General features: G+C 65.6%; 11 protein-coding genes and 1 tRNA gene. 8 read left to right on the top strand and 4 right to left on the bottom strand.

Going from position 1 to position 12,915, the window contains the following annotated elements; all coding sequences use genetic code 11:
* Nucleotides 1-1,741 precede the first annotated feature (1,741 nt).
* The gene (locus tag M9902_RS03475) at nt 1,742-1,972 is read right to left on the bottom strand and encodes a hypothetical protein (protein WP_297221204.1); all 231 of its coding nucleotides are present in this window, start codon (nt 1,970-1,972) and stop codon (nt 1,742-1,744) included.
* Nucleotides 1,973-2,275: 303 nt separating this feature from the next.
* Between M9902_RS03475 and M9902_RS03470 the strand changes: the two genes are divergently transcribed.
* Together M9902_RS03470 and M9902_RS03465 are read left to right on the top strand one after the other, a co-directional pair.
* Nucleotides 2,276-2,533, top strand: coding sequence for a type II toxin-antitoxin system RelE/ParE family toxin (locus tag M9902_RS03470; RefSeq protein WP_297221203.1), 258 nt, complete (start codon nt 2,276-2,278; stop codon nt 2,531-2,533).
* Entirely contained in the window at nt 2,517-2,843 is a 327-nt protein-coding gene (locus M9902_RS03465) for a helix-turn-helix transcriptional regulator (protein ID WP_297221202.1), read from the top strand. Before M9902_RS03470 ends, M9902_RS03465 begins: the two co-directional genes overlap by 17 nt.
* A 472-nt stretch (nt 2,844-3,315) precedes the next feature.
* On the opposite strand, the gene M9902_RS03460 is transcribed toward M9902_RS03465, so the two are convergent.
* From M9902_RS03460 to M9902_RS03450, 3 genes are all read right to left on the bottom strand, one after another.
* Nucleotides 3,316-4,236, bottom strand: a complete 921-nt coding sequence (locus tag M9902_RS03460; protein WP_297221201.1) for a replication initiator protein A — start codon at nt 4,234-4,236, stop codon at nt 3,316-3,318.
* A gap of 1 nt (nt 4,237) precedes the next feature.
* Nucleotides 4,238-4,558 (bottom strand): hypothetical protein, encoded by a 321-nt coding sequence (locus M9902_RS03455; protein WP_297221200.1) that lies wholly within the window; start codon nt 4,556-4,558, stop codon nt 4,238-4,240.
* A 365-nt stretch (nt 4,559-4,923) separates the two neighbouring features.
* Nucleotides 4,924-4,998: transfer RNA gene (locus M9902_RS03450), tRNA-Val, on the bottom strand.
* A gap of 181 nt (nt 4,999-5,179) precedes the next feature.
* Here M9902_RS03450 and M9902_RS03445 point away from each other — a divergent pair.
* From M9902_RS03445 to M9902_RS03420, 6 genes are all read left to right on the top strand, one after another.
* On the top strand, nt 5,180-5,896 hold the full coding sequence (locus M9902_RS03445; RefSeq protein ID WP_297221199.1) for a polysaccharide biosynthesis/export family protein: 717 nt from the start codon (nt 5,180-5,182) through the stop codon (nt 5,894-5,896).
* Nucleotides 5,897-5,920: 24 nt separating this feature from the next.
* Nucleotides 5,921-8,206, top strand: coding sequence for a polysaccharide biosynthesis tyrosine autokinase (locus M9902_RS03440; protein WP_297221198.1), 2,286 nt, complete (start codon nt 5,921-5,923; stop codon nt 8,204-8,206).
* Between the two features lie 4 nt (nt 8,207-8,210).
* On the top strand, nt 8,211-9,671 hold the full coding sequence (locus M9902_RS03435; RefSeq protein WP_297221197.1) for a DnaJ domain-containing protein: 1,461 nt from the start codon (nt 8,211-8,213) through the stop codon (nt 9,669-9,671).
* The gene (locus M9902_RS03430; protein WP_297221196.1) at nt 9,668-10,927 is read left to right on the top strand and encodes a hypothetical protein; all 1,260 of its coding nucleotides are present in this window, start codon (nt 9,668-9,670) and stop codon (nt 10,925-10,927) included. Before M9902_RS03435 ends, M9902_RS03430 begins: the two co-directional genes overlap by 4 nt.
* Nucleotides 10,928-10,977: 50 nt before the next feature.
* The gene (locus M9902_RS03425; protein WP_297221195.1) at nt 10,978-11,403 is read left to right on the top strand and encodes a hypothetical protein; all 426 of its coding nucleotides are present in this window, start codon (nt 10,978-10,980) and stop codon (nt 11,401-11,403) included.
* An 84-nt stretch (nt 11,404-11,487) separates the two neighbouring features.
* Entirely contained in the window at nt 11,488-12,885 is a 1,398-nt protein-coding gene (locus M9902_RS03420; RefSeq protein ID WP_297221194.1) for an O-antigen ligase family protein, read from the top strand.
* Nucleotides 12,886-12,915 lie beyond the last annotated feature (30 nt).

Here is a 12,915-nt window from a genome sequence, read left to right as displayed (position 1 = left end):
GTTCCGCGCCAGGTGACAGGGCGACAACGCCATGTCACCAGCCCGTCAACGCCATGTCACCACCGCGCTGACAGCCCCTTGGGCGAGACCTGCGCGGTTGAGCTTAAACCCATACTGTCGCGTTTCTGTCCCCATCGTGGCACTACGTTATAGCGTGTCACGTTGTTCGCAAACTCTCGATGGCCGGGAAAAGCGGGGGCAATCATGCAGTTGGAGGCGTCCGTGCGGCGGTAGGTGGCGATCTCGATGGCCGGGTGGTGGTTCGCAAACTCTCGATGGCCGGGTGCGGTTGTAGGGGCAATCAAGCAGGCCTGGGAATGGCTGTTCGTGTGGTCACGATGGCCGGGGTGGCGATGGGCGGCACTCATGCGGATCGGGGTGGCAATGGGTGGCTGAGTCGATGGCCGGGTGGCAATGGGATGCGGTGAGGTGGTTGCGGCTGGCAATAGGGGTCGAGTCGATGGCCGGGTGGCGATGGGGTGATGGGTGATGGATCACGGTAGGACGGTGGGCAGTGGCTGTCTGGGCGGGCATTTGGGCAGCGGGTGCATAAATGGATGGATTTCGGTGCAGGAAAGGGCGGCGTGATGAATAAATGGATGGATTCTGGTGGGCCGATGGATAAATAGATGGATTTGGCGGTGGTTGCGGCGGCGGATGAATAAATGGATGGATTCTGGCCGGACGCAGGCAGGCGCGCAGCGCCTCCACCGCGCACAGCGCGTCATGGCCGGCGAGCGCGCAGCGAGCCGGCTGTCCGGCGCGAAGCGCCTGACCCACAGGTGCGCAGCACCTTCACGCAGGGCGCAAAGCGCCTCAAGGACCCGACCGAAGGGAGGGGCTTAGAACAACCCCGCGGTTGCCCTGGCTGGTTTCAGCCAAGCCCCAAAACCGCACAGGACGCGCTACAGGGCCGACCTGTACCCGTCCGCGGTGTTGGCCGCTACCACCCGGCAGGACGGGCGTGGCGGCGCTGCTGGATGCCTTCTCGGCGACGTGGTAGGGCGCTCGCCGGTGTCACCCCGTCGCCTGTCCTTTCCGGCCGCCGCCCAAAACCGCACAGGACGCGCTACAAGGCCCGTCTGGCGCTGACCCGCTACCAGCACCCCAATCGACCCCTGCGCGAGGCGTGGCGAGGCTGCTGAACGCCTTCCCGGCGCCGTGGTGGCGGGTGGCGTGTGTGGGCTGGCGCGCTTCGCACGCGCACGCGGGGGTGGGCGGCTCGCCCCGCTCGCCGCCAAGCTCCACCGCAGCAGGACGAGGGGAGGCGGTTGCCCTTCCCTTCGCCCAGCGTCCTGGCTCTGGCGGTTGCTCTGGATCTTCCATCGACGGGTTGGAGCGTGAGCGAACCGGCGCCCCCAGCGCCGGGGTCGCGCACGCGCTCGCGCTTCTCGATAGGTAGAACTAGATACCTAGCTAGAAAAAGCTAGGTATCTACTAGAATAAAGCTAGACCCCCCTCGGCGGGTTTCCGATTTTCTCGCCTAGAATCAATAACTTGCGCGCCTGAATGGGGAAAAGTTGTCGGCGCGATTTCCTCACTTGTCGGCGCGATTTCCTCACTTGTCGGCGCGATTTCCTCACTTGTCGGCGCGATTTCCTCACTTGTCGGCGCGATTTCCTCACTTGGACGGAGGCCGTCCAATTTCGCTGAATGGGGGTTTGCGCCCTTTTGGTGCGAGGTGCGCCCCGCGTTCCGGGTGCCGTTTCCTCACTTGTGAGCGCCGTTTCCTCGCCCGATCTCAGGGGTTCCCCGCCAGCCATGCGCCCACCCTTGCCTGATGGGGCGGGTGGGCCAGGTTGAACACCGGGACGCGGTAGGTGGCCGCAATTCGCACCGCCTGCCCGGTGCCGCCCGCCACGTCCACCACCCGGCCTTCCTCGTCCAGCGTGGAGTCGGGTGCCCAGCAGACCACGAAGGCGGCGGGGGAGAGGCAATCGCGCCCCATGACCTGCATGACATTGCGCGTCATGAGCTTGCGCACGGCGGGGGTCAGGGCGTCCCAGGCGGGGTGATGGGCGGCGGCGATTTCCTCGGCGTGGGCGTAGCTCGGGAGTCGGGTACTGCTGTGGTGCTAGGCTAATGGCATGGCTGGATTAGCTATCTTCTTGTGTGCGTGCATTCCGGCTAGCTGCGGCCTATGGATGCGCTGGGCGTATGACCGCGAGCAGGCGCGCCGCAGTTCGACCGCGTAGCTAGGGCGGGTGACCGCTACGCCCAGCCTGTTGGCGGCATAATCGTTGACAATGCTTATTGAACGCTTATATTGGCGTGAATGAACCGCATCGACTGGACGCCAAAAGCCGCCAAGCAACTGCGCAAGCTGCCGAAAGTCGCCCAGGTGGACATCCGTGACGCGGTGCAGGGCAAGCTGCCGCACTTCCCGAAGTGCGGTGGCGTCAAGGCGCTGGTGAATCACCAGTATGGCTACCGCCTGCGGGTGGGCAATTACCGGGTGTTGTTCAACTTTGAGGGCACCATCACGCTGGTTCGCATCGAAGAGGTAGGCAAACGCGATGAACGCACTTACTGACATTCAGACCATCAAGGGCGCGGACGGGCATCCTGCCTTCGTCGTGGTGCCCTATGACGAATATCTGCGCCGCTTCGCCCATGAGGAGGGACTGATCCCGCATGAGGTGGTCAGCGCCACCGTGGACGGTGCCAGCCCGATGAGGGCGTGGCGCGAATATCTGGGCTTGACTCAGGCTGTCGTTGCGGTGCGCCTTGGAGTGTCGCAAGCCGCATACGCACAAACCGAAGCCGCAGCAAGGCCGCGCAAGGCCACTGTTGCGCGGGTTGCGCAGGCGCTGCGCATCACTGTGGAGCAACTGGATTTCTGAAGGGCTTTGGCGGGTCGGGTGTGCTCGAAGTTGTCGAAGATGACGCAGGCGCGGAGGGTGTAGGGGCGGCAGCCCCTACGAAGACGGGGCGCGCCAGCGCCCGCTCTGGCTGTCGTGGCGCCGGTAATGCGACAAGGCCAGGTCGCGGCGATGGCATCCGCCCTGCGACTGACTCACTCGCGCCCTGATGACCGCTCTGGCTCTGGATCTCGGATAGCTCTGGTGCTGGGATGTGGCGTAGCTGCGACTTATCCACAGGTCGAGCCCGTTAAGAGCTTTTAAGATTAAAGCGTTAAAAAACGCGCGCGCGCGTTACGGTTTTTGAAACCCTTTTGGCACAACGGTTTGAGGGGTGGTCGTGCAGGTGAAAGCACGAAGTAAGGTGCAGGTGAAAGCACGTGTCTGTGCAGGTGAAAGCACGATGCGGGTGCAGGTAAAAGCACGTGTCTGTGGATAAGTCGCACCCGGCCAGCTAGCTGGCTGGCCTAGCGAACGTCACCATGTCGCGGGCGGCGTCGTAGGCCATCAGGTAGTCGGGCAGATCGCCAGATTCGGCCAACGAGCGCACCGCCACACGGAAATTTCGCAGCGCATCAGTGCTGCCGCTCTTTTGATGCAGCGTGGCCAGCGACACACGCCAGCGAGGCTGCTGCCCGCAATGCTTTCGCGCCAGCTCGTAGATACGCCGATCCAGTGGTTTGCGCAGCCGAAAATAGTCGGGGGAAATCGTGAGTACCTGTCCAGCATCGACGGAGCGGTACAGCCAACCCGGCAAGTCCACCTGAACAGCCACCATGCGTTCGTCATCCGGGGACTTCTCGACTACCTGCCAAGCGTCGATCAGGCCAAAGCCGCGCCGCTCGCGCTGCCCGTTCGTCTCGATGTTGGTTTCGATGCGCGTACCGGCTAACCGCCGCATCATGTTGGCCATGCGCTCGTAGGCGCGGCCGCTGGTGTCGCGGTTGGTAGCCTTCAAAAAGTCATAGGCGGTATAGCGCACGGTCGGCGTAATGGCCCGGCCCCGGTTCTTGGCTTCAACCAGTTGGCTGATGCAGTAAATCCACAAATCCTTGTCGTGGATCGTCGCGCATCCGCCAGCGCCGGGCATCACCACGACGCTATTGCCGTTGCGTTCGTAGCGTCGCACGCGCATGTCGCCGGCCCGCAAGGCAAACAAGGGATGCTCCATGCTCACCGTGTCGTCCTTCGGCGAGGCGTCGAGAATGTCGGCGACGAAGAAATCGCCTTGTGTTTTGCGGTCTCGCGCAAGGTGCGGCGCAGGTTTAGGGGCGGAGACGGGAGGTGAGACAGCACGGCGCCGGGCGCTGTCGGCGCGCATCCGCTCGACCACAGCATGTAGCTCCATCCCGTGGGTCTCCGGGAAGGTGGCCACGTCAGCTCTCCGCGCCAGCTACCTTCCGGGGTCTACCCGGCTTGCGGCGGGGTGGCACCACGGGCGACGGCGCGGTGGGGACAGCGTCGCCGGCAAGCCACTGTGCGATGTCTGCTGCGCGGTAACGCAGTGGCGTGGACTCACTGATTGGTGCCGGCATACCGTCGGTGCGCTGGCGGGAGCGGCGCAAGTAGATGACGGCGCGGGTGCATCGCAGCTCGGTCGCGATGTCGTCGACGCTGAGCAGCGGGCCGTAACGGTCGAGCAGGCGCGAATACAGCTGCACCGTCATCGTCATGGCTGTGGGAAGTTCGTCCTGCATGGCGCTACCTCGTCGGGTCGCGCCAGCCAGGCTACTTAGTCAGGATCCACGCTCGGCTGACGCGACCCATGGACAAGGATCGGTAGCGCTCCTGATAAGTAGCCGGAGACTTTCCGGCTTGCAAGTTCACCCTACCACACTCGACAGGAAGAACCATGAGCGCATGGCCACGGGTCAGGTGGGGACAATTCGGGGACAGCGGGATTGACAGTGCGTGATAAGCGCTGACAGATGCCGATAAACGGGGACAAAACGGGGACACTAAATTTCAAAAAACGCCAAAAATCGTTGTTATTGGCGTGCTGGTCCGCGTGTGCCTGAAAACAAAAAACCCCTGTAAAAACAGGGGTTTGATATGCGTTTCTTGGTGGGCGGTGCAGGGTTCGAACCTGCGACCCTTGCCGTGTGAAGGCAATGCTCTACCGCTGAGCTAACCGCCCGGTGAGGCGCGCATTCTACAGGATCGCGGGCGGAGGGCAACGTGCGGGGTCGGCGAATATTGGCCGAATGGGTGCCCCGGCCCGAGCCGCGGCCGTTCAGGCGGACTTCCGGAGTTGCGGTCATGGGTTGCACTCGCACGCTCGGGCGGCATAATTGCCAGTCCGGGAACAAGGAATGTCCATGCGACGCTTGCCCACGCTTTGCCTGCTGTTGCTTCTGAGCCTGCTGCTGGCCGCCTGTGCCAGCGGTGGTGGCGCCCGTGGCGTTCCGCGCGCCGGTTCGGGAGCCGCGGCGCTGCCGCCGCCGGATGCCAGCAATACGGAAGTGGCACTCGCCGAGGCGACGGACTACCGCATCGGAGGCATGGACTTGCTCTCCATCAGCGTGTTCGGCGTTGACGCATTGAGCAAGGAAGTTAGGGTCAACGCAAAGGGGCAGATTTCTCTGCCCTTGATCGGCACGGTGCCGGCTGCCGGTATGACCACCCAAGAGCTGGAAATCGAGCTCAAGCGCCGGTATTCGGCCAATTACCTGCAAAACCCGCAGGTCAGCGTGTTCGTCAAGGAATTCGCCAGCCAGCGTGTCACCATGGAAGGCGCATTGGGAAAGCCGGGAATTTATCCCATCAGTGGCAAGATCACCTTGCTACAGGCGATTGCGCTTGCGGGTGGCCTGGACGAGCAGACCGCCGATCCACGCGGCATCGTGATCATGCGTCAGGTCAACGGCCGCCGCATGGCGGCGGCCTACGATCTGCGGATGCTGCGCAATGGCAGCATCGAAGATCCGCAGCTGTACGGCGACGATATCGTGGTCGTCGAAGAATCGGGCAGCAAGACGGTGTTGCGCAAGTTCCTCGATGCCATGCCGATCATCGGTCTCTTTCGCTGGCTCTGAAGCCTCAACGAGGACGCGTTTCCAATGACTGACGACAAGCTGCCGGTCGACCCGGCGCAAGGCGGTGACCGGCTTCCGGCGCGCCACGATCCGGCCGACCCGCGGGCGCTGGCGTTCGTGCACGGGCGCGGCGCGCTGAGCCTGTTCGAGGGAAGCAATGAGGACGATCCGGACGAGATCGACCTGCGCGCCTATCTGCACATCCTGATCAAGTGGCGCTGGCTCGTGGTCAGCATTGCCGCCGGCATCACTGCGCTGGCGCTGATCCAAGTGCTGCTGACCACGCCGATTTATCGGGCGTCGGCGCTGATGCAGATCCAGAACACCCGCACCAATGTCGTTGCCAGCGATCAGGGTGCGGTTCTCGGGTACGACTGGAACAACCAGTACCAGCAGACGCAGTTGGAGCTGCTTCAGAGTCGGAGCATGTCCGAGCGTGTGGCCAAGCGCGTCAATCTCGACCGCATTGCAATCGATCGTCTCGATGCGCCGGGCTGGATGGGGCGGTTGCTGGGTTTGTTCCGAGCCAAACCTGCTGCGCCAGCATCCGCCACGCAAACGGCAAGGGACTCCAAGGCGATGCAGAACGAGGCGGTGGGCATTTTTCGCGGCGGCTTGAGCGTCGAACCGGTCAAGGATACCGAACTGGTCTGGGTCAACTTCGATAGCCCGGTGCCCGCGTTTTCAGTTCAGGCGGTCAACGCGATAGCGGAGGAGTTCGTTGCCGCCAACCAAGATCAGTACAACAGCCGCTCGAACTTCGCCGGCAATTATCTGGAAGAGCAGTTGGCCATCGCCAAGGCCAAGCTGGAAGAGTCCGAGCGCAAGCTGATCGAATACGCACGAACCCAAGGTCTGACGGTGACTGACGACCAGGGGCGGACCTTGGCCATGAACACGCTGACCTCGCTCAGCGAGGCGCTGGCGCAGGCCAAGCAGGCCCGCATTCGCGCGGAAGCGCGCTGGCGCAGCAATGCAACTTCCACCGAGCAGCTCACCGCTTCGGCCATCGGGCCGCTTCAGCAACAGCGCGCCGTGCTGATGTCGCAATACCAACAGAAGCTGGCGACGTTCAAGCCGGACTATCCGGACATGATCCAGCTGCGCCAGCAGATCGATGAGATCGAGAAGCAGATCGCCATCGAACAAAGGCGCATCGGCGGATCGGTCAGGGCCGAATATGAAGCCGCGTTGGCGGAAGAGTCCACTTTGTCGGCGCAGGTGGAACAGCTGCGATCGCAGGCCTTCACCACCAGCCAGAACACGGTCGAATACACCATTCTGAAGCGCGACGTCGATACCAATCGACAGCTTTACGACAGCCTGCTGCAGCGGTCCAAGGAGATCACCGCCACCAGTGCGGCGACGGTGAACAACATCAGCATCGTGGACCGGGCGGTTGCAGCGGCAAAATTTTCGCCGCGTCCGATCCGCAGCCTGCTGCTGGGCGGATTGATCGGTCTGGTGCTGGGCGTGTTGATTGCCTTTATTCTTGAATTCCTCGATGACACCCTGAAAACCCCGCAGGATGTCGAACAGAAGCTGCGGCTGGCGGTACTGGGTGTGGTTCCCCGGCTCAAGCCGGGGCAAGCGGTCGCAACGGCGGCTGCGGATGCTCATTCGGGTTTTTCCGAAGCCTACCGCTCGGTGCGGGCGGCGTTGCAGTTCACCACCGACCATGGCGTTCCGCGCTCCCTGCTGGTGACCAGCTCGGGGCCCGGCGAGGGCAAGTCCACGGCTGCGTTGGCGCTGGCGCGCAATTTCGCGCGCCTGGGCAAGCGCGTGCTGCTGATCGAAGCCGACCTGCGCAATCCCTCGCTGCATCGCACGCTGGGCCTGAAAACGGCGGCCGCCGGACTGAGTGGGCTGCTGTCCGGGGCCGAGGCATTCGCCAACGTGCTCGAGCCCAGCGGAGAGGACGGGCTGCAAGTCATCCTAGCCGGACCGCTTCCGCCCAATCCGGCTGAGTTGCTGTCCGGTAGCAAGCTGGTGTCGATGCTGACCGTGGCCACCGAGCGCTTTGACCAGGTCATCATCGACGGACCGCCGGTGTTGGGCCTGGCGGATGCACCGTTGCTGGCGAATACGGCCGATGGCACAGTCATGTTGGTCAATTCCGGCAGTACCAAGATCCATTCTGCGCAAACCTCGCTCAAGCGGCTGTACGCCGCACGCGCGCGGTTGGTGGGAGCGCTGCTGTCGCGCTATGACGCCAAGACGGCTGGTTATGGGTATGGGTATGGGTATGGGTATAGTTACGACTACGGACAGGGTGCACGCGATGGAAAGCTGAAATTGGCAAAGGGCTGAAGTGATGGACGGTGCGGGCGGTACCGCGCTGGACTGGGCGCTGACGCTGCTGCGCACGCCGACGGAGCGCTACCGCCTGCGACAGCGCCCGCTGCCCGACGGCGTCACCGAACTGCTGGCGATCGCGGCCGGCGCGGGCAGCGATGAATCGGCGAGAGCGGCCGCACGTTTGCGCGAACGCCCGGAAATTTTGTGCGAAGCCGCGCGCTTTTACACCCGCGAAATCCTGTTCCACGCCCAGGCCGATGCCTACCGCACGCTGGGCGTTGCCCTGGATGCGCCGGCCGAGCAGATCCGCCAGCACTTTCGCCTGCTGCAGGCCTGGTTGCACCCCGACCGTCAGGACAGCGGCGATGATTCGGTGTTTGCCGCGCGCGTCAATGCCGCCTGGAACGAGCTTCGCAGCGGTGATCGCCGCGCTGCCTACGATGCTCGTCTCGCCGCGGCCGCAGCGGCGGAACTTGGCTCTCCGGTTGAGCATCCGGCAGCTGTGGCCCAGCTCTCCGTTGCGCTGTGGAACCCGCTGGAGCGTTCCACGCCGCAGGCGCGGCGCCGGCACCGGATCGTGGTGGCCGCGCTGCTGGGCGTCTGTGGGGCGCTGGGCTGGCAGGTCATCCAGCAGTCCGAGCGCGAGCCGGACCCCTGGCCCGGCGAGGGCGCGCGGCCGGCGGAGGCGCGCGCGGAGCGGCCATCCGAGCCGGGTGCGGTGGTGGTGCAGGCTGCCGCCCGCAGCGTGGCCTCGGCCCAGGTGCCGCAGGCCGGATTGCCTCCGAGCCCTGAGGTCTTTCCGCCGCTTCCGGAGACCGCGCCGCCGCCGGACTGGCCGCTGCCGGATGACTATCCGGACGCGCTGCCCGCACCGGTGGCCGCAGTGCCGGTTCGCCCGGTCGCCCCCGAGGTTTCGCATTCGCTGCCGCCGCCCGTCGCCATAGCGCCAGTCGCGGAATCCGCCGTCCGCCCGGTTCTTTCACGCCCGGTTCCGCCCTCATCGGGCGCAAAGCCGGCGCCTGCCGATCCGCCCGCGGCACCCGTGGCCGCGCCTTCGGTGGCGGCGCCTGCTATGGAGCCATCCCCTGCGCCTGGTCACGATATCCCTGCACGAGGCGACCAGCGCAGCACCGCGCCGGGGCTGGCCGTGGATGGGTTGGTGGACTACGGCCACATCCAGAAGGCACGCCGGGTGGGCACCCAGTTCCTGGATTTCATCACCTCCGACAGCGGCACGCCGCCGCCGATTTGGTCCAGCGCGGCAGCGCTGGATCGTGCCGACGGCCTGCGTCGCGCGCTGCTCCGCGCTGGCGCGCCGCGCCTGGGTGAGCCGCAGTGGCGGATCGGTCGGGACAGCGCCGCCTTGACCAGCCGTTACAGCGTCGGCGGCGAGCCGCGCGGCGCGGTGTCGGCGGTGCTGGTCTGGCGTGAAGACCGCTGGCTGGTCAGCTCTGTGGTCGTGGAGGTTGCGCCGTGAGCCGGCCCGTGCGTGCGCTTGTGATCGCGCTGGCACTGGCCTTTGCCGCGCTGGCCGGCTGGCGAATTTTCGGGATGTTGCGCGCCGAAGGTTTGGCCGGGTCGGATCCGGAGCGAGCACTGCAATGGAGCGCGGGCGAGCCGGATGCGCTGTGGGCGCTGGCCGAACGCCGACTGGCCGAAGGTGACCGTGCCGGCGCTGCGCGCAGCGCCCGCGCCCTGCTGGCCCGCGAGCCGCTGCAGGGCCGCGCGTTCCGGATGCTGGCCCGGATCGCCGCCGAAGAGGGGCGCAACGATGAGGCATTGGCGCTGTATCAAATCGCGGCCAGGCGGGCGCCGCGCGACCGGCCGGCGGTGCTGGGCCTGACCCAGCAGCTGCTGGATCGCGATGACACCGCGCAGGCGCTGCGCTGGATCGATTTCTACTTGCGCACCAGCGGCGACGACAGCCGGGCCAAGGGGCAGGTGCTGGCCTGGCTGACGGCGATGGCCCAGGACGGGCGCTTTGCCGGCGCGCTTGCCGACCGGCTGCGGCAGGGGCCGCCCTGGCGTGGGCAGCTGGTCAACCTTCTGGCGCGTAACCCTGCGGCCGGAAATCGGGTGCTTGGCGAGCTGAGCGACGGCGGCGCGCTGAAATCGGAGGAATTCGATGCCTGGATCAATGGCCTCATCACCGTCGGCGACTGGGAAGAGGCCGACAGCCGCTGGCGCGCGCGCTTCGGTGCGGCGGACGGGCTGGTGCACAACGGAGATTTCACCCGCGATCCGCGCGGCGTCGGCTTCGACTGGCGGTTCCCCGGTGGCGCGGATTTTTCCACCGATTTCGAATCCGTGGCTGGAACCGGGGGCAGGGCGCTGGTGCTGCGTTTCTACGACCAGCGCGCCCGCGGCAGCCTGCTGGAGCACGCGCTGAAGCTGACCCCGGGCGACCACGCGCTGCGCCTGCGCCTGCGCGCGCGGGCGCTGCGCGCCGAGGTGGGCTTGGTCTGGCAGATCTTTTGTTCGGGAAATTCCAACCCCCTGGCCACCGGCGCGCCGATTTCCGGCAGCCTGGACTGGACTTCGCGTGAAATGGCGTTTTCGGTGCCGGCGGAAGGCTGCTCCGGGCAGTGGTTGCGGCTGTCCAGCCCGGTGGCAGGGGCCGGACAACCCATTTCCGGGGTGCTATGGGTCAAAGATGTGCAGGTTGAATCCGTCGGGAAGGCGCCGGGAGCCGTCGTGGAAAGCAGCTTGACATCCACCGCTTCCAGCGGTTGAATACATATCAACCGTTTTATGCCTGTTGTCGAGACGATAAGGACAAGCTGATGAAAAAACTGACCATTCTCATGGTGGCTTGCAGCGCGCTGTTGGCGGGCTCGGTGTATGCGCAGCAGGCACAGGAGAACATCACCCTGCGGATCAAGAACGGCGCGGTCATGACCAGCAACGGCGGCGAATTCGTCACCGCGCAGAGCGGCCAGGGTCTGGTTCGCGGCGAAAAGCTCTCGGTCAGCAATGCGACCTATGCCCAGGCCGTCTACGATCGTGGCACCGAAGACACCCGCGACGATTGCATCATCGAGTTCAAAGCCGCAGGCGTTTATGAAGTGCCGGGCGACTGCAAGCCGGCCGGCGCATGGCAGGCCAATGCCGGTGGCGTCAACATGTGGATCGTCGCCGGCGTGGCCGTGGGCCTCGGTCTTGAGCTGGGCAATGGCAACAACACGCCGGTCAGCTCGGGCGCACTCTGATTCAACCCGGTTCGGCGTGACATCCCAACCGTTTGCAAGTGGGGCAGGTCTTCGGGCCTGCCCCGCTGCCTTTGTGGTCGCGTGATGGGTAGCAGCGCGGTACGGCCCTTTGAACACGCCAGTGGCGACGGCTGGCTTGCCCGCTGCAGCGTGGTTTCCTTGGGCGTCCTGCTGCTGGCGGCCTGGCTGTTGGGCGGTGCCACGCAGGACCGCACTTGGCACGATGAAGCCGTGCAGCTGCTGGCGCTGCCGGTGCTGCTGCTGGCCTGGGTGGTTTTGCTGCGCACGCCGCCGCGCACCCGGCTGGCGCGCACTGCCGTTGCCGTCGCGCTGGCGGGCTTTGCGCTGGTGGCCCTGCAATTGCTGCCGCTGCCGTTCGGGCTGGGCGCGCTGTCTGCCCCACGTCAAGCACTGGTCGCCGATCTGGCCCGCGCCGGCGTGGCCCACGAAGCCACGCGCTGGAGCCTGGCCCCGTATGCCACCGAAGAATCGCTGTGGCGGATGCTGCCCGCGCTGGCGGGATTTTTCGGCGGCCTGATCCTTGCACGACAACAGCGCCGAGGTTTTCTGCTGGCCATCATTGCGCTGACCCTGGCCAACGCAGTGTTGGCGTTCCAGCAGGTCGGCCTGCCTGAGGACAGCCCCCTGCGCCTGTACCCCTCACTTGGAAGCCGGTCCGCGTTCAGCGGCATCTTCGTCAACCGCAATCATTTCGCTACCGCCCTGATCGTGGCGATGGCACTGGCCGTGGCGCTGGCGGTGGACAGCTGGCGGCGGCGCATGCCGGGCGATGCCCGCAACCGGCTGCGGACGCTGGCGCTGGCGGCGGCGGCGGCGCTGTGTTTGTTTGCCGCGCCGGTGACGGCTTCGCGTGCGGGCATGGTGCTGGTGCTGCCGGCGCTGGCGGCCTGCCTGCTGTTTTGCGGAATTCCGCGGCTGGAATGGATTGGCCGCCGCCCGGCGCTGGCCGGGCTGGCCGCGGCCGCCGGATTGGCGGTGGTCGGGTTTGCGCTGCATGTCATGGCGCTGGCCAGAGCCTCGGAAGACCTGCGCTTTCCGGTGGCCAGCAATGCCTTCCATCTGGGCCTGAGCTACCTGCCTTGGGGCAGCGGCGCCGGCAGTTTCACCTCGGTGTTTGAAACCGACCTGCCGCAGGCGCTGTGGATTGCCGAGTACTTCAACCACCCGCACAACGAGTACGCCCTGTGGCTGCTGGTGGGCGGACTGCCGGCCGTCGTTTTGCTGGCCTGCGCCTTGGTCGTGCTCGCGCTGGCCGGGCTGCGCATCTTGCGTCAACGCGGGCAGCGCTCCGCTGCAGTGCAGGCGGCCGGCTGCTGGGTGGCCATTGCCGCCGCGTTGATGCACTCCTGGGTGGACTACCCGCTGGGCACCACTGCGCTTGCGACCACGGTAGCGCTGCTGGCCGGCGCGCTGTTTTCCTGTCTGGAAGAAATCAGCGTGCGCAGCGGCGACAAATCCTGAGGTCCGCCGCGCCCGCGTTGCGCCAACCGC

The sequence above is a fragment of the Thermomonas sp. genome, assembly GCF_023953935.1.
Classification (GTDB): domain Bacteria; phylum Pseudomonadota; class Gammaproteobacteria; order Xanthomonadales; family Xanthomonadaceae; genus Thermomonas.
This window is presented reverse-complemented; position numbering and strand designations above follow the sequence as displayed.